The following is a 24,926-nucleotide window of genomic DNA, read 5'->3' as shown; positions in this document are numbered from 1 at the left end:
GCATCAGGCCGCGCGATCGTCCCGGTTCGCCATCACCTTCGGCGTATTCACCTCAATCCAGTCCGCCAGCGCGGCGACTTTCTCGCTGACCTCAATACCTAACGACGTCAGACTATACTCTACGTGCGGCGGCACAACCGGATACGAAACGCGATCAACAAACCCGTCCTGCTCCAGTGCCTGAAGCGACTGCGCCAGCATTTTCTCGCTCACGCCGCCCATCTTGCGGCGCAGATCGCTAAAGCGATGCGTGCCATCACGTAACGCCACCAGGATCAGCACGCCCCAACGGCTTGTAACATGCTTTAACACCTCGCGCGATGGGCACTGTTCGGCAAACAGGTTTCCGTCTCGTAACAGTTCACTGAGTGTTGACGTCATTTTCATACTTACCTTTTTGTACGTACTTACTAAAAGTTAGTGTCAGTGATAGTGTGCCACAACACAAGACAAACACGAAGGAGTTGTAATGTGACAATAAAGTTGTACCGCTAACATTAAAGTTGTACCGCTAACCTCGCAAAATGACATTAAAGTTGTATACTTAAGTACATCAATATCGTCCGAATGCAGCAGCTTACTGACAACTCATTCATTTCGTTTCTACTTGCTCGTCACCATCACCTGTAACTCTGGTTAATGTTCACCCGCAAGCCCAACCGGGATTTGAAGCAAAAGAAGGTTCTTGCATGCTGTAGCTGTAGGGTCAATGCCTAAGATTCGGGTTACGTTCACTGAACGCAGCATACAGCTGACTTACATAGCGGTAATACAGATCATGAGCAGAGGAAGGAGGCTTAAGTCCTATCAGGATTATGAGCAAGCCCTGAGTAAAGGCGTGGGGTCCGGGCATATGCAGGACTATCAGCCCTGGCTAAGAGTTCAGGATGTAAAATCTCACGGCAATCGTTCGGTTGTGTTTGGTCTAAAAACCATGCGTGCGCATCACTTCATGTCCATCATTGAAAGCGATTTCTTCTATCAGGCTGAATTCAATGATTCAGTTATTGATATTCGTGAACAGTTCCCTTTACTTCCCCTGAATCTCACAGAAAAAATTGCCAGTCACATTGCTGTGAAACACCCTGTTGTCATAGGCGTGAGTGGTCCTCCGGTTCTGTATGTTATGACTACCGATTTTCTCCTGACCGTCAAAGAGCCTGACGGCGGAATAACATATAAGGCATTTGCAGTGAAACCCGATGGGGTACCGACCCTACGGGTTGCTGAAAAGTTGGAGATTGAGCGTCTTTTTTGGGCTCTGCATGATATTGAATTTAAAGTCTATATTGGCTCAGAACTCAATCGAATCATAAGTAAAAATATCTCGTGGGCGACATCAGCAATAAGAATGGATACCACATGTCATGAGCATTTACCCTGTCAGGAAGTGGCCTCCGCGTTACTACCGGGAGACTATATAATGGAAGCGGTTTGTTCTTCGCTGGCCAGGAAGTTTAATGTCGAATACAGCGATATCCTGACTGTTATCCAGATACTCATTGCCCGAAAATTCATCCAGGTTGATTTAACCACTCCTATACTTGAACTTGGAGTGTTGCGTGTGCTGAGCAACACCTGTGACCATAAGGTATCTGAGCAATGGAAATAACCCTGAATAGTGTCTGGAAAACAAATGACACAGATGCGCTGAAAACTGGTTTGTACCGCATACTCGGCATGAATGGCGATACGGATACCATCATACTGTTCGGGCTTCAGGACAACCGTGCAAACAAGCCATTCTTTTTTTCTCTCCGGCGTTTCATACTTCTTGTTAAAACCCGCATAGTCGTTCGCACCACTTATGCCCTTCCGCTTTACATGATGGTTGATGAAGACAGCCTTGATCAGAAAAGCAAAAATAAACGAGATGAAAATTACAAGCTAATTCTCCCCCTTATCCAGGATGGCAATTTTCTCTATGATTTTACTTCGTCTCTGCGTTCCCCCATCTTAACACGCCATGCTTCAGATGCCGGTGTAAACCCCCAGCATCTGAGACTACTTCTGGCTCGATATTGGAGGTATGGCCAAAATATTTATGCATTACTACCCGCCTATTCCCGTAGCGGCGCCCCCGGCAAAGAACGTAATCCGGACACAATCCCGCTGGGCAAAAAAAAGAAAAATCGGGTTTTACCGATGCAACGCGCCAGCACTTATATACTGAAAAGCGAAGACAAAAAAAATATCATCAGGACAATAAAAAAATACTATCTGAAGGTCGGGGGCTTTTCTTTTGCCCGCACTTATGAAGAATATCTGAAAGACTTTTTCCGCGATGAAATTGAGCATGCCCGCGCAGCGGGTAAGGCTCCCTGCATCCCCTCGCTCAGGCAATTCAGATACTGGGGGAAAAAACGTATTCCTCAGGAGAAAAGGATACGTGCAAGATCAACAAAATCATATTTTATGCTTAACCAGCGAGCTCGCCTTGGCTCCGCAGCAAACACAAGTACCTTGCCTGGAGATGTTTTTGAGATTGATGCCACTGTCGCGGATGTTCACCTGGTTTCGAGCCTGAACAAAACCAACGTGATTGGCAGACCAACGATATATACCGTCGTGGACCGGGCGACCAGAATGGTAACCGGCGTTCATGTTTCTCTTTACCATGCATCCTGGCGAGCAGCCCGACAGGCACTGGCCAACTGTTTCATGCCCAAGAAAGAGTTTTGCAGGTTATTTGGTATTAACATCTCCGTAATGGATTGGCCCTGCTCTCACGTGCCGGTAAAACTGGTTTGTGACAACGGTGAAATGATCGGTCTCAAACCCCAGGATGTCGTAACTCCAATGACAACACTGGAATTTGCTCCCGGCTACAGGGCTGACAAAAAAAGTATCGTTGAGAGGCGATTTGGTATTTTGAACCGGGAGGCAATTCACCCCCTTCTCGGCTCAACAAGAGGAGGACTTATTGTGAAAGGCGAGCCAGTACCAACATCAAGAGCGTGCCTGACGCTACAGGAGGTGACAAAGACGATTATTCTCGCCATTCTGGAGCACAACCAAGCCATCTTCAAAGAACTCGCCTACATTAATCCACTCCTTATAGAACACGACCTTAATATATCCCCTCTGAATAGCTGGCTGATTAGCCAGAAAAAAAGCAGATTCAGCGCGCGCACCATTATGGAGGATGAAGTCATTTCCAGGCTTTTGCCTCCGGAACGGGTAAGCATTACTCCCGGCGGGCTGCAGTACAACAATCTCTATTATGAATGCGAGGAGGGTCTTGCCTCGGCAGCACGTGTTTTCGGGCAATCGAGTTGCGAAGCCCGTATCGACGACAACTGTGTGGACTTCATCTATGTCCGCCTTGATAAAAACAAACCGTTTACCCGCCATGCTCTACTTGAGAAACGTTATATCTTTAAGGGCATGCCACATCTTGACGCTGACGCCCTCGCCGACTGGGTTGATCTGCGTAGTGAAAAGTCCCCGGTCACTGCATCATCTTATATTGTGAAAGAATTCTCTGAAGCACTACAAGAAACAGGCCTGCAAAGACTGAATAACCTGAAACTACACAATAGTGCCAGGACAAAGAACATAACGGAAAACAAAAGAGAAGAACTGAGGAAAAATGCGGTTTTCCCCGGAGATAGTACGCATCAGTTGCCACCAGAAAACATCACCCTGCATCCAGGTCCAAAAGAAAAGGAAAAATGGCTGGCCACAAAAAATAATCAAAATGACGTGAAGGGTGAAAAAAAATGAGAAAAGTCTTCGCACGGTATAATGAAGCCATACTTCCTGAGCATAGAGGAAACCCGTTAATCGAGGCATTACCCCCCTTGTTGGATGATACCGAAATTTTAATGGCCATGAGTAACTTTCCTCCACTGGATGAGTTTATACGCTGGAATGAATCAGCATCCGTCAGGGAACATTACGTTGACCGCATTAAACACTTCCGTTGCCCACAGACAAACTACATTGAATGCTATAAATATTTAACCAGAATCATCAGAGACGGGTACGCCCCACGAAACCCATTAAAACGCAGCACTCAGCAGTACCTTCACTACTACGGGGATGAACGTCCGGATATTGAACCCGTGGATGGCTATTTTCACCCCAACGCCGATACCTTAACCATTGTGGGTACCAGCGGTTCCGGAAAAACGACCATGCTCGAACAGATCCTTGGTCACTTTCCTCAGGTCATTCAACACACCCAATATAATGGCATTTATCCTGGGGTTTCTGACCAGGTCATCTGGGTGAAGGTAAACTGCCCTTACAATGCCAGCGTACGTGAACTCTGCGAATCCATTCTTCTCATACTTGATAATGTACTGGGGCTTGAGCCAACGAAACCAGCAAGCAGAAATGGGGGTCTGGCAAGGCAGATCGCACAAAGAATCAAAGCCGCATTTCTTGGCGTACTGGTGATTGATGAAATGCAAAGACTTAAATTCTCCAGAACAGGCGGAGAATCAACCTTGATTGATTTTCTTCATGAGATTGTTGATTCACTGGGTGTGTCACTCGTGTTTTGCGGTAATCATCCCTTTGAAGAGACACTTTCAAAAAAACTCAGGATCGCAAGGAGAGCTGAATCAGGGGGGTTTATGAACATTTCCCCTCCGGGTTTCAACACAACAGACTGGCAATCTTTTATCCATTATCTCTGGCCGCTACAGTGGACTAACGTTGAAACACCGTTAACACAGGAGCTCAATGAGACACTTTTTTTGCTCTCGAAAGGCAATATGGCCATTGCGCAAATGATTTACAGAAGAGCACAAATGATGGTGATAGGAAGCGGGAATGAGGTCATTAACAGAGCCTTACTACGTTCAGCGGTACCGAGGTTATCGGCCAGTTCAGAAGAATTTACTGACACTCAAATCAACGTAACACTTCCCCCATCCAAATCAATACCAGTGAGTGTACACAATGATGAACATTCTGCCACAGTAACCGGCAATGTGAACAAGCAGAAGGCCTCTTCAATCATTGTTTTCGGAGATCTGAGTCGCCCTCAGCACAGTGAACTGGCAGACAAGACTATGAAGGTACTGAACGCATTTGAAGAAAACATGTCCCAGGTTGAATACAGCTCAGTATTCCGGACACTTGCAAATGAAAACAAAAGTTTTGCGCATTTGTCTGCCTACGGATTACTGTGTATAGCGCCTGTCTTTGAATAAATGCTGTATAATTATCAAATCATCACCATAAGCCCGGGTGACATATGCAGTTGCTTCAAGCCCTTCCCGAAGAGACGCTTTACAGCCGATGCGTGAGAACGCAGGAAGTGTATGGCATGACCGCTAATCATTTTTTTTCTGTGTTCTTCAAAAATAAAACACATTCAGTACATCCTTACCTCAACACATCACTGAATATATTGTCTGAAAAAACGATTGAGTCAGGGAAGGAACTCTGGACACGACAGACACTTCTTCCGCTCTACGCATGGGCAATGCCAGACTACAGAATGCAGCTTGAAGACCTGACAATTTCAGCCATGAATTTACATACCCTATGTAAATTATCAACCTATGCGGAAGATCATCCTGCTCCGCTAAAACACTGCCCTGTTTGCACATATCATGATGTCAGGCATTTTGGGGTTGCGTACTGGCACCGGCAGCATCAGATCGCCGGAGTAACGACTTGCAATCATCATAAAGTCAGGCTGAATTCTATCGTGTATCCACGATTATCAGTCATCAATTCCCATGGATTACTCCATCAAAGACAAAGGCTCTCTCTCAGCAGTGAGGATGACTACAGATTTGCTACGTTTTCTTCACAAATTCTCGAACTTATATGCAGTTCTTCACCTGAATTTATCAGCAACCGTCATTCACCAATCGTTAAGCGATTTATAAAGTCTGTACTGTCAAAAGACCCAACCGGTGAATCAGACACATCCGTATTCAAGAAACTATACGATATAGCAGAAAGACTTGATCACTCCAGTAAAAACTTGTTCCCTTCACTAAAAAACAATATTTCCTACTGGAAAACCTTATTGTATGGTTCTTCACCACAATCCCCCACCCAATACCTACTGTTACTCTATTGTTTAAATCAGTTTGATCTCAGTTGAGTTGAAAAAGTTAATTCTCTCAAAATTTTATTGAACACAACTCGCAACACTAATAAAACCTGCCAGAAATTATTTCTGTTGTATGCTTGAGTTCTTTTACCAGGTCATGTTTTTACGAGAAGATCCATATGTCAGGAAAAATAACTTACCATTCAGATGAAACCCTGCACAGTTTCATCTTCAGAGTTTGTCTGGTAAACGGTGTGGAGCAATATGCAGATGTAACAGGTCATAATTCTCGCTGGAGAAAAACCATCCATCTTAATAAGAATATAGCCAAATTTTTTAAGTGTTACAATGACCATGATTTCCTTTTATTAATCAGAAACTCATGGCAAGCCTGTAAGAGTGCGAAAATGTTTTCCGATCCGACAGAATACATGTCAGACTTAAAAAGTCTTTACACAAAGGGTCCTCGCAAGGGAGGCATAGATAAAATCTCCCATATAAAATACTGTATGGATTGCATAATAGAATCTATTAAGGAAAATGGATATGGTTACTTTAAATCGTCATGGCATTATCAACATTCTGAAAAATGTACAACGCATAATAAAGCTTTAACGATTGCATCAATGACACTTGATGAAAAGCCTTGTGATACATTAAAAACCATACTCAGGGGGAAGCATCCTGTAGGGTCTTACAGTGTACTTAGTGTTACTGGCCCCATAAAGGAAAACATTCCCCCCATGTACATATCGGTGAACGAATACAACACACTACCATATGACAATGGGGAGTTTATATACATCGCTGATTGTTTGAAGAGAGAAATCAGAAAGTTCATCCTTTCATTCCCTGGTGAATTACCAAAAATGTCAGTAAGGAAAGACCGAAGTCCACAAAAAACGATACAACAGTATCGTCGAAGCTATCTTTCGACAGACCCTATCCTTGCCAGGATAATCAGGTGTTTTTTTGAAGAAAGCTTCGTTCCTTTTAATTCTTTCTGGAAAGAAAATGCCGTCAAGACATCCATACCTTGCGGTATCATTGACATCAACGAGATTATTGAATACATATATATATTTAGAAACATGAATGCATGCAGAATATGTAACTCTGAGATGTGTCCTGTAAAAAAATGTTCTCTTTTTCCTCAGAGCAGAGGACGTTGATCCTACCCCCGAATATGCTCCAGTCAAAATCAGGAATAACCGGCTTCATGTTGGCTGCATATTCTGGCAACCGACAGAGCATGTGTCCAGAAACTGATCGAGCTGACCTTTCGGGAGACTTTAGCCCACAAGCCCCTGGCGACGCAGTCTGCCTGCGATTTTTTTAACCTTATATTTCGCAAGACGTGGCGCATCATATCGCTGTTTTGCTTTAGTAAAGGCTTTGCTGACCGCCGCATCACTGGCCAGCCGGAATTGTTGCCAGTGATTCGGTCGATCATGCAGGTCTGAGCCGATTTAGTCGGTTCTTACTTTGGTTTAGCTTGTGTCAGGTGGTCACATATAGTGAGTCGCTATAATGTACTCAGCTTCTGCTGAACCGAGAGTTAGGGATGCTCCATATCAAACAGCGCTTTTGCATGCGCTGGAAGCCGCTCCCGATCGTAATTAGCAAAATAGAGCGTACTTCCCACCGCATTAATTGCACTTCCTGATGCGCTCGCCAGTGCATTATTAAAACGCCCCTCTTTCAATCCATCAACGGTGTCTTGTGCGAACACCATACTTTCACGCAAAGAGGAAGCCATTTCCGACTTTGTACCGAAATGAACTTGCCGGATGTTATCGGAAATGCTATTGAAAGCTCGTTCACTAATGCCAATACCCAGATGTTGCAAAACCTGGTTAACACAACCTACTGCGGGGATGTAAACTGAACCGGGTGTATAATGGTTATCAACCATTTCAGCCAGTTTTTCACGGCGGGCTAGTGCTGTAAAATCACTAACAGTAACAGGCATAGTTCTGTCCTTATAATCTAAAAGTCATACAGAAGCAGTCGATTGTAATCTCTGATATTTTTCAGATAGCGCTTTTGATTTTAGATTGTAATCATTCTCATTAAGAACCGTGGCCTTAATGGGACGATTCATCTCTATCTTATTTTTAATACACTCATTCTTTGTATAATAGTCAGTAGTACCATCGGGAGCATCATACTGATAAAATGTAACCTCTTGCCCTACTTCAAGCCCACTTTCGCGTGCATAATCCATGATTTGGTCCATAAGCGCCATTTCATTTTGCAATTCTTTAATTTTTGAGTCAGGATGGAATATTTTATAGAGTTTTGTTTTGATAATGTCGATGGGCATATTAGCCTCCACCTTACCAATTTCAGACTTAAACATATCCTTCGCAATGAGCTCATCAACAATTCGTTGGATTTTGTCGGTAATAACCGTTTCCAGTGAACCATATATTGCTGTTGCAGCGGAAAGTTCAACGATTTCACCGTGAAGCCTAAGATAGCGAAAAGTCAAAATAAAGCTATGCATTACTGCATTAATATCTCTTTCGTTTTTCTGTATGCATTGCTCTAATAAAACGACGAACTCTTTTCGCCTTGGGTCGTTATTATAGTTATTTTGCTCTAAAAGAGCAGCTTTAGCATTACGGAGTGTATTTTTCCTGTATAGAGAAAAAATAATACTCAAAAGGAGATTTTTAGCGCTCCCTTTTATTGACTTTACTCTTATTGACGACTCTAATATATGAGACATACCTGCTTCTACAACACTGGTTAAACGCGCATCAAACACTGAGGCCATCAGCTTATTTTTACCATAATCAATTTTCAGTGCATTTATTTTTGCCACATCGGCATAAAGCATAATCAACAATTTTTGTAATGTTGTCTGCGATATTGCGCTTTTGTTCTTTTTGAGATCAATGGCATGTTGTAAAGAATGCGCCCTGATATCAATTTTTTTTGCGAAAAACATATAGTAGGATCCTTCATTATGAAAAAGTCTGTCATCAGATTATTATACTATCAGGCAAAATCAAACCCATTTCATGGAAAGCAGATTATCCTTGCCTCATATCAAGATTAATCTCAATACAAATCAGACAAAACACACATGAGATAATATTAATGAAAAATAAAAGAACCTCACGAAACATGAGGGTCTTTTATGACAATTATTTATATTTAATAATTATTTTAATACCCAAACATCGGATTTACCTGGAAGATCGCCACGAGTCCACCATTTAGCCTGATAGGTTTCCCCCTGGTAAATCGTACTCTCCCCCCCGCTATATGGCGTGTTAGCGTTCCAGTCCATCACTTTACTTTTATCGGTCAGCTCCCAGACATCGTTTTGGCCAGGAATGTTATTTTGTGTCCACCACTTAGCCCGATATTCCGTTCCCTGATATTTTACCCGGTCGCCTCCATTGTATACTTTGGCGCTATCCCACTCATCAGCGGAAGATGAGCTGGCAGGCGTCGTCACTGAAATTTCCTCGCTCATTGCCGAAATGTTTCCTGCCGCATCGGCAGCAGAGACCTGATAATGATAGTTGGATGACTCACTCACTTTACTGTCAGTAAAACCCGTTGCCGCAATGGTGCCAATATTGATGCCATTGCGGATAACATTATAGTGAGTAACGCCAATATTATCTTTTGAAGCCGACCAGTTAAGGGTTACGCTGCTACTCGACACTTTGGAAGCCAGCAGATTCTGCGGAACTGTTGGTTTCTCGCTATCAGGCTGATCTGCTTTATCAGTCGAAACCTGAGTCACTTCACTAACTTCAGAGCGGTTATTCGCTTTATCAAGCGCAATAATATAGTAATTATACGTTGTCTCTGGAAGCACATCATTATCAACAAAGGTCACCTGAGACGTAGTTGATATCTTTTCACCATTTCGCCAAATTTCATATTGCGTCACACCGACATCATCCCGTGAAGCCCCCCAGCTTAAAGTCACTTTGTCAGAAGTGGCCAGGGCGAAAGGTTTTCCTGGTTTTGTTGGAGGAGTAACATCATCACCAGCTGGAATGTCGCCATTAATCAGTGATTCATAACGGTTAACAAATTCGTAGCTATAGGCATTGCCTGCAGAATTACGTCCACCATCCCAGTTAACTGACCATGTCATAAGACCCTTGATGGGTGTACCATTCGCAGCCAGCTTTTCAAATGTGCTGCGAACATCTTCAACCTTCTGCACATAACCGGTAGCCGCAGCATCAATATTGCTCGGTAAACCAATGACCAATTTATTCGCTGGGATTTGTTCAAATCCACGGGTACCGTGGATAATGGAATCAGTAAGATAATACAGGAAGTCTGCTTTACGATTGTCATCATTCTGCGGTAACCAGCCCGCGCCATCAACCCAAACGCCATCCCCACCCTGGTTATAAAATTGGGGGGCGATAAAATCGTAGTCGCCCTTCAGTGCAGTGATGTATTTAATATAGTTACCACCTGTTCTCAGATAGGGAAACTCAGGCGCCATACTGATAATAAAATTCATCCCCATATCACGAAAGTGTTGCTTAACGATCTTTAGCGCTGCAGGAATAACAGTCTGATTATCCCCGGCAATAATAGCCGCTTGTTCGAGATCCAGATCCAGACCATCAAAACCGTAGACATTAACCAGGCGGATAATTTCATTAGCAAAGGCCTGTTCCTGTCCTTTATGTAATTCAATATGAGCTTCGGCACCACCCAATGAAAGTAAAACAGGTCTTCCCTGTTGATTCATAATGCCGACCTGATCGCGAAATTCTTGGTCTGTCATATTATAAGGTTTGAATGATGGAATACCTTCTCCCTTCATAAAGGCGACAGCGATAACATTATATCCTGCTGGGATATCAGACAGATTCATATCAGCAGGTTGTCCCTGCTGATAACCAGAGCGTGCGGCACCGGACCAGTTATGCCAGAACCCCACCAGCACTTTTTTCCCATTAATATCAGGCATAGTACTCGCCATATCACTACTGTATGCAGACGCGCAACCCAAGGCACTGCTCAATAAGAGTCCTAACGTAATAAAACCATTATTTAACCGGAAAGTCATTTCATTTAACCTCTAATAATGTAAATTTGTTATTAATTTAAAATGATATTTAAAAGTAATTCTCATGGTACTAAGACAACCGGAGGAAAAGATAAATAACATTCACCCCTCAGTTAACAGGAAAGCCCAATGATAGTACCGATAATTATTCTACTTGCACTGGGAATGAATATTACTGGCAGTTACTTTTCGCCATACGCCCCAGTCTCCGTCGACGCCAGGTTTACTGCCTTGTGTCCACCAGCCATTCATCCAGATATTACCTTGCCATGAGACTTTAGCGCAGGGAGAGGAATAGACTTTATTTGAGTCCCACTGTGGTATGGCAGGCGCAGAAGCATTCACTACAACGGAAAAATCGGCCACAGCACGTCGGTCTCCGCTATTTCCCACCGCGATAACATGGATATCATAATTTCCAGGCGTCATCTCAGCTGAATTCAGAGTGAGTTTGTTCCCAACAACACTCATACCATCCGTCACCCTTTCTCCCTCATGTGTAACCTGCCATTGAAAATCATTAGCCTTAGGAATATTGGTTTGCGCCAGATAGGTGCTGTCATTTCCTTGCACAATAGTATTGTTTCCAAGGATCGCCACTTTCGGCGCCACAACGGTTACCTTTACCGTATCCGTTGCGGTTTTAACTCCCTTACCTGTAACGGTAAGTTGATAGATTGCCTCTCCCGTGGTTTTCGCAGGGACAATAGCTTCCGCACTAATATTGTTAACTTCTTGCGTATTTGCCGAAGTACTGTCTTTGCGAAGTTTGAATTGACTATCCCTCTGAACCAGAGTCCATTTATAATTCACGGCATTCTGGCTGTGGCTGCCATCTAACTTATAAGCAAACGCCCAGTTGTTTGTGGCTACCACCTCGATATCTTTTCCGGCATCCGCTACAGGTGTCGTTTCCTCACGGTGAGAATAATCATACAAAATATTGCTGTCGCGATTTTCCCATACAGGATCTAACAGCGGTGGTAGCGATAACTGATTAATGGAATCAATCGTTTCAATTGACGGCGTCAGCCCCCACTGGATAAAGAATGGCGTCAGATCATATCCGGCTACCCTGCTGGTTTCCAGAATAAACACCTGTACTTTTTGGGCAGATGTCGCTGGCTGCTGTGTTACAGGGAGCTCACGATAAAGCTTACCGAGACGGGCATAAAAATCTTTACCAAATGTCAGATCCAATTGCCAGAACATAGCCAGTTTTGTAAAGAGCCCTTGCGCATTAAAATCTTTGCCCGACTGTTTAAGATAGGGAAATATTTTTTTGTCCCATTCACTGGATGTTTCCAGTCTGGATGCAAGTCCAAGGCTTCGCTGTATGTAAAGCGATGTAAGATTAACGGTAACCTCCGTCAATCCATCCCAGGTCATTGGCTTCATCTGGAACAGATGTCCCAGCTCATGCCACGCCCCCCATGCATTGGTGGTCAGTGTCTGATGATTCACCACATCCCCAATGGCATTGTCATTGCAGGTTTGCAATCGCCATGTCCATGCATTCATATAACCTGTACAGCTATCGGGATTCTCCACCCCAGGCAAGGAAATACCATCCACCCAATGGAAGCGATGAGCAATTCTCTGGTTCACGCCAGACGAACTTTCATCAATTAGCCCGTACTGTTTTTCGGCTAAATCAACAATATTGTCCCAGTCCTCAAGCATCTCGTCTGGCCCACTTGCCGGAATAAACTGAATCGCCTTATCTTTACGTAACGTCAACATTACTCGGTTACTCAGAAGTTCCACGTAAGGGGAATCAGAAAATGCATTCAGCATTAATGTCCAGTCCTGGTCGTGGTTAACACCGAGGCTATATCGCGGGAAAGGTTCACCTCCCGATTTAAGATTGACCTTGATATCACCTTTGACAGGGTTACTAAATAAAGCAATATATATAATACCGGATTTTTCAGCAGTGATAACATTTTCACCACGAACAATCGGTTTGCGAAATGCATGGGCGTATTTATAAGTACGGTCGTCTGGCTGTGATACAAACAATTCAATATCAGGTTTAACATCTACTGGATAATCGAGATCAATAACCAACACCTCACCTTTATTGACCCTGTATCCCGTTGACTGCAAGGGTGTGTGCTCAAAAGAACGAAGCTGTTTACTTACAATACCATAGGGCGAACCGGGTTGCGCTAACGTAAATTGCCGCGGCGCACTCAATGAGTCCTGATCTGACTTTAGCGTAATTTTTTCGACAGAGTTAACCACCTGAGTTGCACTCGCACTTAGAGGATTGAGTGTATATAACCCAAGTAAAGATACGGCAATCACTGAAAGTTTAGAAAATGATGTTTTCATTTTACATCCGTAAATTTATAAAAAAAGGGGCATCATGCCCCTTTCAGGGCATTAATCTTTAATAACGATATCAGGGAAGTTTTCTTGAACACATTTTGCGTAGTCACCTTTATTCAAGGCAGTGTTAGAGCTATTTTGCCAGTTCGCTAATTTACAGGCATAAGATTTACCGCCAGGATTTTCAGCCACCCAGCTGTCATCTTTCACCCAGAACAGCGGTGTTGCGGCGCTACCCGTATCGGAGAATTGCTTCATGCCTTTACAACCCAGAACTTCAGAGCTGGAAACCGGGACTCCCAGTTGTTCGGCAAAGGCTTTGTAGTAAGAGATACGGTTTAAAGACTGCTGCACCTCTACGCTTCCGCCACACTCAACGCCACCGTTGATAATTTGTGTCGTCACGCCAAACCCTGGCAAAAGGCCATCAGCCTGGTCATGCGCGTTAGGCTGCCATGAACCGTCCATAACGGACTGCATGCTTGGTTTTGGCGGTTGCGGCTGAACATAGAAGAAAATAGCGCTAGCCAGATTCAACCAGGTATCAGCTACAAGCTCAGGCTTTTTCAACAAGACATTCACATCGCCAAACATGGCCTGTGAAAACGCACCGTAGTTAAAGTTGTAGCTAAGCTGTTTGGCACCACGGCCAAAATAGCTCATCTTATGGCCTTCGGAATCCGTTGCGCATGGCCATACTTTGCCCTGCCAGGTACCCGCATCACAGGTCGCGCCGGTGTACTTGTCGTAATCCTTTTCAGACAGACCCATTTCACGAACCCAGTGCAAACCTTGCTGCCATGGTGCAATATCGCTGTTAGGGTCATGTTCCCCGGTTTCCTGCGTAAAATGAGCAAACATCGTGGCCAGAGTTTTCCGGCAGATTGCGTCAGCATCGCGCCCATCATTGAAATCGCCACACAGCACCGGGAATTTACCCACGGCCTTCAGGAAGTTTTCATAGGTATATGCAGGGTCCCGATGTGGGAAGAAGAAATCCCATTTTTTCGCATCGATAATTTTTTCTACGCGCTTGACGTTTCCTGGGTTACTGCTTGCACCAGGTTTGATCTGCTCCACCAGCGCATTATCCAGGGTCCGCAGATCATGACGAATTTGTGGAATCTGTGTTGCATTGACGATCGCGTCTTCTTTAGCATCCAGATCCTTGCGGCTGAATTCCGGCCCTGGCTCCGGGGAAGCGCCATAAACGCCCCAGGCGGCATCCCACCCAAAACCTACGCCAGGTTCATAAGCCGCAGCAAGACCTCCGCACCAGCCCGCAACTTTACATTCGTAGTCTTTTCCTTTATTAGAAACAATATCCCCGGCCTTATATTGCGTACCTGCAACATACTGCGGGTACTGCGAAGGGGTTGGGGTTGGATCCGGATCGGGCTGAGGGTCCGGGTCTGGCTGAGGATCCGGGTCCGGGACAGGCGTATCACCCGAAATTTTTTTCCATACATTATCCCAGGTATGTTCAGCGGTTGGATTTGGTTTTTCGCCTGGATTCACATACCACTGAGCTTCATAATCGGCGCCAGAATAAGTAACGCGTGAGCCCCCCTGATAAATCTTTGCGGCATCATATTTTTCATACGCTGCAGCATTGAACGAAAGCAAAATGCTCGATGCCAGTAATGACAGAATAACCTTGTTGGTTTTCATTTAACTCCTAAGCCTTTTTATATATCCATAAACCCAGTTCATTGCTATATCACCAGATATGCATTTCTGGGGCTTGTTAATGTTATCACCAGGGTTTTAGAACGACGATATGCAACTAAACCCAATGAGCTCAACGACATTTCTCCGTCTGAGACGGAACATATATAAATGCCACGTAATGTAACCATCAATTAAATATCAATACAATCACCAACGCGTTAAATATATTACTCTTAAGTTCAAAAAGAATTTTCCATAACGAAGAGTCATTATTTCTTACCAATAAAAACCAATTAACATAATCACAACAATTTCATCAGAAAATTAACCAGATAATTCTGCATTATGCTTCTAGATATTCTTATTCCGCCAAATGAGAATAATGCTAACATTAATACATTATTGACGAAGAAACAGTTAATTGATTCATCTTTCTAAAATCACTTTTTTAGGATACACATGAAAAACACATTATTAAAAAAACAACAAGGCTTTACTCTGCTTGAACTGCTGGTTGTTTTGATGATTATTGCTCTACTGGCAGGTTTTGTTGGGCCTAAATTGTTTACTCAAGTTGATAATGCCAAGGAAAAAACAGCCCTCAGTCAAATGAAAGGATTTTCTGATGCTCTTAGCCAGTACCGCCTGGATGTGGGACAGTATCCAGATGAGCAGCAAGGTTTAAAAGCATTAATGGAGAAACCTTCCCAGGCAGATAACTGGCACGGTCCTTATTTAAGCAAAGCGATACCAAACGATCCCTGGGGTAACCCTTATCAATGGCATAATCCTGCACGAACAAAAGATACAATGAACGATGTTGAAATCACGGCGACAGGAAATAATGATCATCCTGTTATATATGGTTTTTAGCTATGAAGACGTTGTTGCTTATTATAATGGCAGTCTTTGTATCCTTTTCAACGCACGCGACTTGCTGGATACAGGCAGGCAAGCGATACAGGATAGAGCCAGAATTATTGCAAGCCATAGCTATTACCGAATCCAGTCTGGACAGTAAAGCCCTACATAAAAATAATGATGGGAGTTACGATATCGGCCTGATGCAAATTAACAGCAGACATTTAACTCACCTTGAAAAATATAATATAACAAAGGATGATTTACTGAATTCACCTTGCTTGAGTGTCATGACAGGTGCCTGGATCCTTTCAGGATTTATTCAGAAGTATGGCTATAGCTGGAAGGCCATCGGTGCCTACAATGCCGGTGGATCTGCACAACGTGCACATTTAAGGAAAAAATATATCCGGCGAGTCATTCCCAACTATCTCAAATTAAAGCATAACACTAACTGATACATCGATAATCCCATGGCTACATTCTTTGAAGTCACAACCTTGCATAATAATAAACGAAAAGCACTACGAATTAAGGCATCCTCGATGAGTGATGCTCGTGCCATCGCTAACCAAAATGGTGTTCTGGTTATCAATGTGAAAGCTGCCAAAACAGTTTCGAAACATGACAACAAATTTCAGTTATCTATTTTTATTCAGGAACTTACCGCGCTACTTGAAGCGGGACTGGTTATTGTTGAAGCGATCGAGGCTCTGTACGAGAGCTATCATGATAATGAACAAAAATTAGTGCTTAAGGAACTCCTCAATGCATTATATAGCGGGTGTCAGTTTTCGGATGCACTTGCAACGTTGCCTGATATATTTCCACCCCTATTAATCAATACCGCAGCATCTTCCGAACAAACCGGTCTGCTGGCAATCACACTGAAGCGTTTTTTGCAGTACGATAAAAGAATGGAAACATTACGAAAACGCATCAAGGCCACAATGTTGTATCCATGCGTGGTTATTGGTGCAGGATGTTTGATTATCTTTTTCTTATTGGGCTTTATTATCCCACGCTTCGCTATGGTATTTGACGGGATGAAAAACATCACCGGCAGTGCGCAATTTATTGTCTGGTGGGGACATATGACCCGAGAACATGGTATGGCACTCCTCGTTGCCACATGCAGCTGTGGAATAATGCTGATCTTTGCTTGCCGTAGCCGAACGTTACGCAACACGCTTTTACGTCAATTGCTCTATATTCCACATTTTAGAAAACAATACTGGACAGGCATTTTTGTTAGGTTTTACAGAACACTGGGCTTATTGCTCCAGGGGGGAATACCGGTTCTTGAAGCATTGACATTGACCAGCACTCTGCTACCCACAGAATATCAGCCACGATTGAACAAGATGATGGCAGAAATACAGGCAGGAAAATCACTTTCCTGGACATTGTCGCACTACGAGCTCACTACGCCTGTCGCCAGCCGTTTACTGTCCGTAGGTGAAAATAGTGGCGAATTACCAGAAATGTGTGAACGCATAGCCGCGTTTTACGATGAGATCCTGGAGCGTGCCATAGAAACCTTTAGCAAAATTTTCGAGCCAGTTTTAATGCTAATTGTTGGTGGTTTGGTTGGGCTCATCGTTTTCCTTCTCTACATGCCAATTTTTGAAATTGCTGGAGGTTTATCCTGATGTCGACATCACCTTCTTCATGGCAAGATTTGCCTGTCGAAAAACGTCTTTCCTGGATGGAAAAGACGTTTGTCAGTGACACCCCACAAGAAAACTTGATGAATCTGGCTACTGAGCTGGGGTTATATTTTTTACCGCTTGAGCAACTCGCTCAGGCCGAATTAAATTTCTCACAAATCTCACTGCAGGATGCACTGGTGCAACAGGTTCTTCCTGTTCGTTTCCAGGATAATGATTTTGTTTTGTTAAGTGACCCCTTCTCATTGGCCGCAAGGCAATGGGCACAGCGCCATATCCAGCGCTTAACGCTCTGCTCACCTAAATGGTTAAAAGAACGTTTGCAGGAACTCAAGCAACAACAACGGGCCATGGATCACGTCGAAACACATACTGTGGAGGGTAATACGGAAGAAATGGTGTTAGAGATAACACCACAAAATATCGCCCAGGAAAAAAGCCATATTATTAAACTGGTAAACGCAACGCTCTATGACGCCTTACAAAGCCGGGCAAGTGATATTCATCTTGAAAGCACACCCGCTGGCTTGACCGTAAAATATCGTATCGACGGTGTCCTGCACGCTATTACACAAAGTAAAGGTAGCCAAAATGCCGAGCAGATTATCTCCCGTCTTAAGGTATTAGGCAATATGGATATCGCAGAACGCCGCATCCCTCAGGATGGACGGTTTAAAGCAATGATCCAGCAGCGAGCGGTAGATTTCCGTGTTTCTATTATGCCCAGTATTCATGGTGAAGATGCTGTTTTGAGGGTGCTCGATAAGAGCCATGATAAAAAATTGAAGCTGGAAACGTTAGGTTTTGATCAACCGACACTACTCTCTATACAAAAGCTGATGCAAAACCCACATGGTATGGTTCTGGTAACAGGTCCGACGGGCAGCGGAAAATCAACCACGCTCTATTCAGCATTAAGTGAACTGAATACCGGCGAACAAAAAATAATTACTATTGAAGATCCGGTAGAGTACCAGTTAGAGGGTGTATTACAAATTCCGGTAAATGAAAAAAAAGGACTCACCTTTGCGAAAGGGCTACGTGCAATCTTACGCCATGATCCCGATATCATTCTTGTTGGGGAAATTCGCGACAGCGAAACAGCAGGTATTGCCGTACAGGCAGCCTTAACCGGACACGTAGTTTTATCATCTGTACATGCTAACAATGCATTCAGCGTTCTTGAGCGCTTTCTTTATATGCAGGTGGAACCTGTCAGCCTTATCACCGCGTTAAACGGCGTGGTTGCACAGCGACTGGTACGGCAGACTTGTCCACATTGCCGGACCTCTTATACGCCCTCTGCTACAGAGATTACGCAGTGGGGTATTTCTTCACAGCTGCTTGCTCAGGGCAAATGGCAAAAAGGAACCGGCTGTAAAACGTGCCGAAACAGCGGTTACCATGGCCGTCTTGCTCTGGCTGAAGTTCTGCGCTTCAGCGACGAGCTTAAAGAAGCATTACTGGCCAGAGCCTCAGTAAGACAGCTTCGTGAATGCGCATTACGTGAAGGTTTTATTCCTATGCAGCAAATTGCGCTTAATGCAGCAAGTCGAGGTATGACGACAATTCAGGAGGCTCAGCGTGTTATTTCAGGCGCTTAAGCACTGGCGATGCTCATTACAGGGAAAGCATTTTTCACTGGAGATGGGAGGTCACCGTTATTATCAGATAACCGCTCATACCGATATCCCATTGAATGAGCAAATCGCTCACCTGGTGAGCAAAATTCCCGGGAATTTGCCCTGGCTTAACAGCATCGAATTTATTCTCGATGTCCCTTATGTTCAATATGCTCTGATCCCCTGGCAGGATGGGTTACATACACCGGCGGAACATCGCGAGTATGCGGCGGCGCTGATTGAAACTCAGCATAATATCTCTGTCGAGGCTATGAAAATAACATTTTTTAATCATCACTATGGTGAGGATGCTTTCGCTGCGGCAATGGAATCAACCTTGTTTGTCACACTGAAAACTATCGCGCTTAATGCACGCTTACGCTTTCATGGGTGTAGTACCCCATTTACCTCGCTGCTTAATAAAGCGAATAACAAATTACCAGAAGATATTGTTTTGGCTCGTATTGGTGAAGATATCAGCAGTTACGCTATCCGCTATCAAAATCGCTGGCACAGTGTTTTATCACTCCATATTCCTGAAGCTGAAGACGCTAAGCAGATCAAGATCATTAGCCAGCTAGTGGGTGTGCCTGAGCTACCATGGATACAGGCGAGCGATCTATGAATCAGCATAACTTTCGTACCTGTTCTCCTTTTTCTGTCTGGTTTAGTGCAATTTCTATCATTATTATTTTTGCACTCATTCCTGGTATCATGAAAGAATATGAACAAAAAACCTTGTTAGACTCTTATCTTTCCGCTGCGAATGAAAAGTGGCAGAAACATTTGAACGCAGCTCATGAAATACAAAAACGACAACTGGCGTTTAATAAACAACGTTCCAGGAAAAATTCGCCATCGGAAATAAATGGACTCATGCTAATCGGAAAAGCCTGGTCTAAAGATATTGCATTGTTGTCACTTAGTTCAAACATTAGGGAGAAAAGAATTCACCTTGAGCTGGTATCGAAATCACTGGATGACCTGCTCAATTTTATTATGCGCTTAGAAAAACAGGGAGCAAAAGTATCTCTGGAAACACATACCAAAGACATTCAGCTTCCTGCCCTCTGGCAGATAAAGGCAACGTTAACGATGGAATATGGCCATGACGCGTAACTTTAATCGCCGTATCATCCTGGCTAAAATACGCTGGAATATACTCTATTACTATGAGCAGTTCGGGATTCTGCCGTGTATCCTTAGCGCCATCATCTTATTATTGTCGCTCTACTGGACTCTCTCTTTACGGCCAGAAGTCAGTGCCCTGAAATACAGTCTGGCAAAAATTCAGCGCTCTCTCAGTGTTCCTCTGCCTGACGTTAAAGCAGCAATAAATCAGCCACATCAGGCGTTTAGCATTACGGAGTATCAACAAGTCAAAGCGCTTTTCGCCGTGCTGAAAAAAAACGGTTTGCAGGTTAATGAAAGCCACTATCAAACACAATCGAATCGTGATGGGCGTAAAAGTGAAACACTGATCCTGGAAATCCCTCTTTCAGGCGATTATCCACATCTTTATTCGTCCTTACAGGAGATAAAAGCTGCGCTCCCCGTGACCATAGAGACAATTACCCTGTCACGCGATCAGCCTGATAGTACCGCATTGAATATTCTGCTGCGCATCGCGCTGGAGAGTGCTAAGTCATGAAACTGCCTCGTTACCTGAAAATCTTATTAGCACTGACTGCCATTCTTCTGGTCTGGATACAGGTGAACGATATTCAGCAACCAGAACCTGTTGTCAGCATCGTATCACCTGCGCGGCCTGTTCATGATGACCAGAATTCAAGGGATGCCAGTATAACAACATTAGCATTTATCGATCTTTTTCCCTGGCAGGGAGAAAAAAAAGCCGCTCACGGTACCCTTTCCGTGGGACATCTTGCAGCGAACAAAAGCAAAGCCCCTTCTCTTCCTTTCAGCGTTGCGGGCACGTGGTGGAGCAGAAATCAAAGAAGCATCATCCTTACCGATGGCCAGCATAACTGGATTATCTGCCACCGCTGTCAAGCGCCCGATCGTGTATGGATTGGCGATCGTTTAAACCTTGACTGGCAGCTTCAGGAAGTCTCTACCGGTCAACTCACTTTTCGCTGGCTTCCCCAGCAACTTGACCAGCGCCTTACGCTGTCAGAACTGGAAAAAAAACCCACGTTATGAATATGAATAAAACAAAACTTGCGTTTCTCATCGGCATCCTTTTCGTGGGTGGTTGCGCATCCACTCCGGAGACAAAACTTCCTGCCACCCAGGGTGAACAGCAAGAACTCGTCACAACGCTGAGGACGATCGAGCAACAACGTCGCCTTGCTCCGGCCGACATCGCCCTAAAAAAACAGGAGCAGATAACCAGGACCCGTCTTGTTAATCTCTATTTGAAGCAGGCGGATATGGCGATCGCCGCGCACAATTTTCAGCAGGCTGAACAAGCCTGGCGTACAGTCTTGCATTATCAACCCGGTAATATGCGTGCTCAACAGGGATTACGTCAGAGTCACTCCCGCTACTCTGTCGACGCAACCTATCAGCAAGCCGTCAAGCTTACCGATGAGAATCCGGAGCTGGCACTGAAAAAAATCCAGGATGTTCTTGAAGAAAGGCCAGACTGGCCACAGGCGACAATATTGCGCGATCGCTTACTACGTCAGCTAGCCGCCAGCCAGTCGCCGGATATTTCGTTAGATAAAGAGTTGCAAAAACCCATTTCGCTCAATTTTCCATCCCATAATCTTATACAGATTTTCACAACCATTTCGCATATGACGGGAGTAAATTTCATTTTTGATAATGACGTTCCGCGTGACATCAATGCCAGTATCATCGCCCGGGATACTACGGCTGAAGATGCTATCAACTTGCTACTTGTCTCACATGAGTTGCGTAAAAAGGTATTGAACAGCAACACGCTGCTGATTTATCCAGCAAACCAGGCGAAGGATAAAACCTACCGCGACATTGCGGTTAAAACCTTTTTCCTGAGCTATGCAAAAGCAAAAGAGGTCAATGTTGCTTTACGCAGCTTGCTTAAATTCAAAGATATCCATGTCGATGAGCGCACGAATACACTCACCATTCGGGCACCACAGGATATGCTGGACATGGCAGAGCGTTTGCTAATGACGCTCGATCGACCAGAGGCAGAAGTGACACTGGACGTAGAGGTGCTGGAGGTGAACACCAGCGATGTTGAAAACCTTGGCATTAACTATCCAGGCTCTGTGGGTGTTGGATTCTCGACCAGTGAGGAGAACGGGAATAGCATCCCTCTGACTGATTTAAACAAAGGTAATTTATTCCTTAACCTTGGTGACAATAAAGGGGTTTCTGTCGATATCAGCAAAATTCGCTCCCATGCCAGAATTCTTGCCAACCCGCGTATACGGGTAAAAAACAACAAAAAAGCACAAATCGAAATCGGTGAGAAAATCCCGGTGATCACAAATACCTTTAACGATAATTTCTCGAGTGAAAAAGTCGAGTATCAGGACGTGGGGCTGAAACTTGAAGTGACACCGGATATCAGTCTGGAAGGTGATATTGGTATGGACGTCAATTTTACCCTCAGCAGTCTGGGGCTCGCACAAACCGGCTCTAACGGTCTGAAATATTATGGTACCAATAACCGTACAGCAAAAACGGTGCTCAGTAGTCAGGATGGGGAAACCCAGATGCTGGCAGGTCTGATCAACGAGGAAAATAAGGATAACAGTAGCGGCATACCCTGGCTGAGCGACATCCCTCTGATTGGCCGCCTGTTCGGCAGTTCAGGGCAAGATGTAAAACGAACTGAAGTCATCTTACTCATTACCCCTCATATTGAGCGAAGTATCGATTTGCCCGGCAGCCATGTCAGCACTATTCCCGTCGGAACCGAAAATCTGCCAGGTGAACAGAACACCATTTTGCATTCTGCTGGGCATATTAATGTAGGCGAAGAAAGTGACACTCGCGAACCTGCGTTAACACAACCTGCGCATGAGCCAGAGGAACATGCCATGCTTCCTCCTGATAGTACGGAACAAACTCAATGAAATATCAGCAACGTGGTTTCACTCTGGTGGAAATGATGGTGACACTAACCCTGATGGCCATTCTCGCTACAGCGGCACTGCCAGTGCTCGAGAAACAAGCACAAAGACAAAAAGAAGAGCAGCTTGAACTCGCATTGCGGCAGCTCAGGGAAGCGATTGACTCCTGGCATACCGCCAGCGAGGAGGGACATATCAGCGTTTCACCTGACGGTTCGTACTATCCGCCCGATCTCAGAGCCCTTGCCAAAGGGGTACAGGATATAAAATCACCGGATGAAAAAAAGATTTACTTCTTACGATCCATCCCGCGCGATCCTTTCTGCGATTGCGATGACAAACCGGCAGAGCAGACCTGGCGTATTCGCAGCTATACCAACCCACCGGGTGATTACAGCCCTGGTAGCGATGTTTATGATATTTCTTCGTCAAGTCGAGCCACTGGCCTGAACGGGGTTCCTTATGCGCAGTGGTGAAAAAGGTTTTACGCTGATTGAACTGCTGGTCGTTTTAGCAATTATTGCCACACTTACCACGATAGTTGCACCGCGTTACTTTCAACAAACGGAACGCGCCAAAGAGGTCGTGCTGAAACATAATCTTAAAACACTGCGGCTTACGATAGACCAGTTTCGCCGGGATCGCCTTAGCAGCCCGGAGAAGCTCGATGAACTGGTCTCTGATGGGTATTTGCGCCAACTCCCGATAGATCCATTCACACAAAAGAGGACAACGTGGGAAGTTAAAACAGATGATGTTGGCCAAATAATCGATATTCATAGTGGTTCAACAAAAAAATCACTGTCAGGTGAAACCTATGCAAGCTGGTGAATCAAAAGAAGCAGGGTTTACTTATCTTCTTTTAATGATTTGGCTCACTATCATCGCGATTATGCTGCTATGTAGTGAAGAACATGTTGCGGCAGAATGGCGCAGGCAAAAAGAAGCACAGTTATTATTTGCCGGAGACCAAATAAGAAAGGCAATCATCGAATATCGTGACAATCCTCAATCTGATACTTGCTTTCCAGTAGATTTTTCGCAACTGCTGGAAGATAAGCGCGGAGGGCGTACACGATACCTGTTACGTAAGCATTATTTCGATCCCTTTACAGGGAAAGAATGGGGAAAACTGTATGACAAAGAGAACCGTTGGATTGGTATATACAGTAAAGGTAAAGGCATACCACTTAAAAGAAAGCACTTTCCTGCACGCTATGAGGATTTTGAAAAAGCGAAAAGTTATTCTGACTGGAAATTTATCGTTGAGGAAGATCCTGGTGCTCCCCTCCCCGATCGCTGTGCAGCGAAATGAAATTTTAGTTGGTAAGTATTTCCTGCTCAAATTGCTGCTGGCACTGACAGAGTTTGGTCGCATGTTTATAAAATATCTTTCCGTGGAGCGTCAACGTACAGGGCCGGCAACGGTTCAGGAGTTTTAACTTTAACTCGTCCTCCAGCGACTTAATACGAAACGCAACAGCAGAGGATGTAATATGAAGTTCGTGTGCTGCGGCCTCGAAACTCCCGCTTTCTGCAACTGAGATAAAAGTAAGGATTTTTTTAAACGTCGAGCGCATCTGTAACCTCATCAGTATAAGAGAATATTCTTGGTTGAGAGCAGTCTATCACCAGGTAAAAGAGAGATAAATC

24 protein-coding genes and 1 pseudogene are annotated in these 24,926 nt (G+C 44.4%); 17 read left to right on the top strand and 8 right to left on the bottom strand.

All coding sequences use genetic code 11. The features are described from left to right. Positions 1-3: 3 nt before the first annotated feature. Entirely contained in the window at positions 4-387 is a 384-nt protein-coding gene (locus WB237_RS13490; RefSeq protein ID WP_374760264.1) for a winged helix-turn-helix transcriptional regulator, read from the bottom strand. Between the two features lie 391 nt (positions 388-778). Here WB237_RS13490 and WB237_RS13485 point away from each other — a divergent pair, with 391 nt between their 5' ends. The 5 genes from WB237_RS13485 (at position 779) to WB237_RS13465 (ending at position 7,194) form a co-directional block, all read left to right on the top strand. Continuing rightward, entirely contained in the window at positions 779-1,612 is an 834-nt protein-coding gene (locus tag WB237_RS13485; protein ID WP_336213792.1) for a TnsA endonuclease N-terminal domain-containing protein, read from the top strand. Further along, entirely contained in the window at positions 1,603-3,726 is a 2,124-nt protein-coding gene (locus WB237_RS13480) for a transposase (RefSeq protein WP_336213790.1), read from the top strand. Before WB237_RS13485 ends, WB237_RS13480 begins: the two co-directional genes overlap by 10 nt. Continuing rightward, positions 3,723-5,165, top strand: coding sequence for an AAA family ATPase (locus WB237_RS13475; RefSeq protein WP_336213788.1), 1,443 nt, complete (start codon positions 3,723-3,725; stop codon positions 5,163-5,165). Before WB237_RS13480 ends, WB237_RS13475 begins: the two co-directional genes overlap by 4 nt. A 44-nt stretch (positions 5,166-5,209) precedes the next feature. After that, complete coding sequence (locus WB237_RS13470) at positions 5,210-6,073, top strand: TniQ family protein (protein ID WP_336213787.1); 864 nt, start codon at positions 5,210-5,212, stop codon at positions 6,071-6,073. Between the two features lie 128 nt (positions 6,074-6,201). Continuing rightward, positions 6,202-7,194 carry a TniQ family protein gene (locus tag WB237_RS13465; protein WP_336213785.1) on the top strand — a complete coding sequence of 331 codons (993 nt, stop codon included), beginning with the start codon at positions 6,202-6,204 and terminating at the stop codon, positions 7,192-7,194. 68 nt (positions 7,195-7,262) lie between these two features. Here the strand turns inward: WB237_RS13465 and WB237_RS13460 are convergent. The 6 genes and pseudogenes from WB237_RS13460 to WB237_RS13435 form a co-directional block, all read right to left on the bottom strand. Beyond that, positions 7,263-7,455, bottom strand: a pseudogene (locus WB237_RS13460) (IS3 family transposase); the annotation flags it as partial. A gap of 125 nt (positions 7,456-7,580) precedes the next feature. Continuing rightward, complete coding sequence (locus WB237_RS13455; RefSeq protein WP_336213783.1) at positions 7,581-7,994, bottom strand: hypothetical protein; 414 nt, start codon at positions 7,992-7,994, stop codon at positions 7,581-7,583. A 24-nt stretch (positions 7,995-8,018) separates the two neighbouring features. Further along, entirely contained in the window at positions 8,019-8,978 is a 960-nt protein-coding gene (locus tag WB237_RS13450; RefSeq protein WP_336213781.1) for a hypothetical protein, read from the bottom strand. A gap of 216 nt (positions 8,979-9,194) precedes the next feature. Continuing rightward, complete coding sequence (locus WB237_RS13445) at positions 9,195-10,985, bottom strand: carbohydrate-binding protein (protein ID WP_336213779.1); 1,791 nt, start codon at positions 10,983-10,985, stop codon at positions 9,195-9,197. A 249-nt stretch (positions 10,986-11,234) separates the two neighbouring features. Beyond that, positions 11,235-13,421: a M60 family metallopeptidase gene (locus WB237_RS13440; protein WP_052714356.1), complete on the bottom strand. Its 2,187-nt coding sequence runs from the start codon at positions 13,419-13,421 to the stop codon at positions 11,235-11,237. Positions 13,422-13,472: 51 nt separating this feature from the next. Beyond that, positions 13,473-15,089, bottom strand: coding sequence for a glycoside hydrolase family 19 protein (locus WB237_RS13435; RefSeq protein ID WP_336213775.1), 1,617 nt, complete (start codon positions 15,087-15,089; stop codon positions 13,473-13,475). A gap of 459 nt (positions 15,090-15,548) precedes the next feature. Here WB237_RS13435 and gspG point away from each other — a divergent pair, with 459 nt between their 5' ends. The 12 genes from gspG (at position 15,549) to WB237_RS13375 (ending at position 24,588) form a co-directional block, all read left to right on the top strand. After that, a complete protein-coding gene (gene gspG / locus WB237_RS13430; protein ID WP_045908025.1) occupies positions 15,549-15,962 on the top strand; it encodes a type II secretion system major pseudopilin GspG in 414 nt (137 codons plus the stop codon). 2 nt (positions 15,963-15,964) lie between these two features. After that, positions 15,965-16,408: a lytic transglycosylase domain-containing protein gene (locus tag WB237_RS13425; RefSeq protein ID WP_045908024.1), complete on the top strand. Its 444-nt coding sequence runs from the start codon at positions 15,965-15,967 to the stop codon at positions 16,406-16,408. 87 nt (positions 16,409-16,495) lie between these two features. Continuing rightward, positions 16,496-17,602 carry a type II secretion system F family protein gene (locus tag WB237_RS13420; RefSeq protein WP_238461044.1) on the top strand — a complete coding sequence of 369 codons (1,107 nt, stop codon included), beginning with the start codon at positions 16,496-16,498 and terminating at the stop codon, positions 17,600-17,602. Beyond that, positions 17,602-19,224, top strand: a complete 1,623-nt coding sequence (locus WB237_RS13415; RefSeq protein ID WP_052714355.1) for a GspE/PulE family protein — start codon at positions 17,602-17,604, stop codon at positions 19,222-19,224. Before WB237_RS13420 ends, WB237_RS13415 begins: the two co-directional genes overlap by 1 nt. Then, on the top strand, positions 19,205-19,867 hold the full coding sequence (locus WB237_RS13410) for a hypothetical protein (RefSeq protein ID WP_045908022.1): 663 nt from the start codon (positions 19,205-19,207) through the stop codon (positions 19,865-19,867). The genes WB237_RS13415 and WB237_RS13410 overlap by 20 nt, the downstream gene beginning before the upstream one ends. After that, on the top strand, positions 19,864-20,361 hold the full coding sequence (locus tag WB237_RS13405; RefSeq protein ID WP_336213767.1) for a hypothetical protein: 498 nt from the start codon (positions 19,864-19,866) through the stop codon (positions 20,359-20,361). Before WB237_RS13410 ends, WB237_RS13405 begins: the two co-directional genes overlap by 4 nt. Continuing rightward, entirely contained in the window at positions 20,351-20,893 is a 543-nt protein-coding gene (locus tag WB237_RS13400; RefSeq protein ID WP_336213764.1) for a hypothetical protein, read from the top strand. Before WB237_RS13405 ends, WB237_RS13400 begins: the two co-directional genes overlap by 11 nt. Next, positions 20,890-21,405 carry a hypothetical protein gene (locus tag WB237_RS13395; protein WP_336213762.1) on the top strand — a complete coding sequence of 172 codons (516 nt, stop codon included), beginning with the start codon at positions 20,890-20,892 and terminating at the stop codon, positions 21,403-21,405. The genes WB237_RS13400 and WB237_RS13395 overlap by 4 nt, the downstream gene beginning before the upstream one ends. Continuing rightward, a complete protein-coding gene (locus WB237_RS13390) occupies positions 21,402-23,276 on the top strand; it encodes a secretin N-terminal domain-containing protein (RefSeq protein ID WP_336213761.1) in 1,875 nt (624 codons plus the stop codon). Before WB237_RS13395 ends, WB237_RS13390 begins: the two co-directional genes overlap by 4 nt. Continuing rightward, the gene (locus WB237_RS13385) at positions 23,273-23,749 is read left to right on the top strand and encodes a type II secretion system protein (protein WP_336213758.1); all 477 of its coding nucleotides are present in this window, start codon (positions 23,273-23,275) and stop codon (positions 23,747-23,749) included. Before WB237_RS13390 ends, WB237_RS13385 begins: the two co-directional genes overlap by 4 nt. After that, complete coding sequence (locus WB237_RS13380; protein WP_045908017.1) at positions 23,736-24,104, top strand: type II secretion system protein; 369 nt, start codon at positions 23,736-23,738, stop codon at positions 24,102-24,104. Before WB237_RS13385 ends, WB237_RS13380 begins: the two co-directional genes overlap by 14 nt. Next, entirely contained in the window at positions 24,091-24,588 is a 498-nt protein-coding gene (locus WB237_RS13375; protein WP_336213755.1) for a type II secretion system protein, read from the top strand. The genes WB237_RS13380 and WB237_RS13375 overlap by 14 nt, the downstream gene beginning before the upstream one ends. A 4-nt stretch (positions 24,589-24,592) precedes the next feature. Here WB237_RS13375 and WB237_RS13370 read toward each other — a convergent pair whose 3' ends face one another. Further along, positions 24,593-24,853 carry a LysR family transcriptional regulator gene (locus WB237_RS13370; RefSeq protein WP_045908015.1) on the bottom strand — a complete coding sequence of 87 codons (261 nt, stop codon included), beginning with the start codon at positions 24,851-24,853 and terminating at the stop codon, positions 24,593-24,595. Between the last annotated feature and the right edge of the window lie 73 nt (positions 24,854-24,926).

It is taken from the genome of Enterobacter sp. P82, assembly GCF_037053385.1.
Classification (GTDB): domain Bacteria; phylum Pseudomonadota; class Gammaproteobacteria; order Enterobacterales; family Enterobacteriaceae; genus Enterobacter.
The sequence above is the reverse complement of the archived record's forward strand: the minus strand, read 5'-3'. Positions and strand labels throughout refer to the sequence as shown.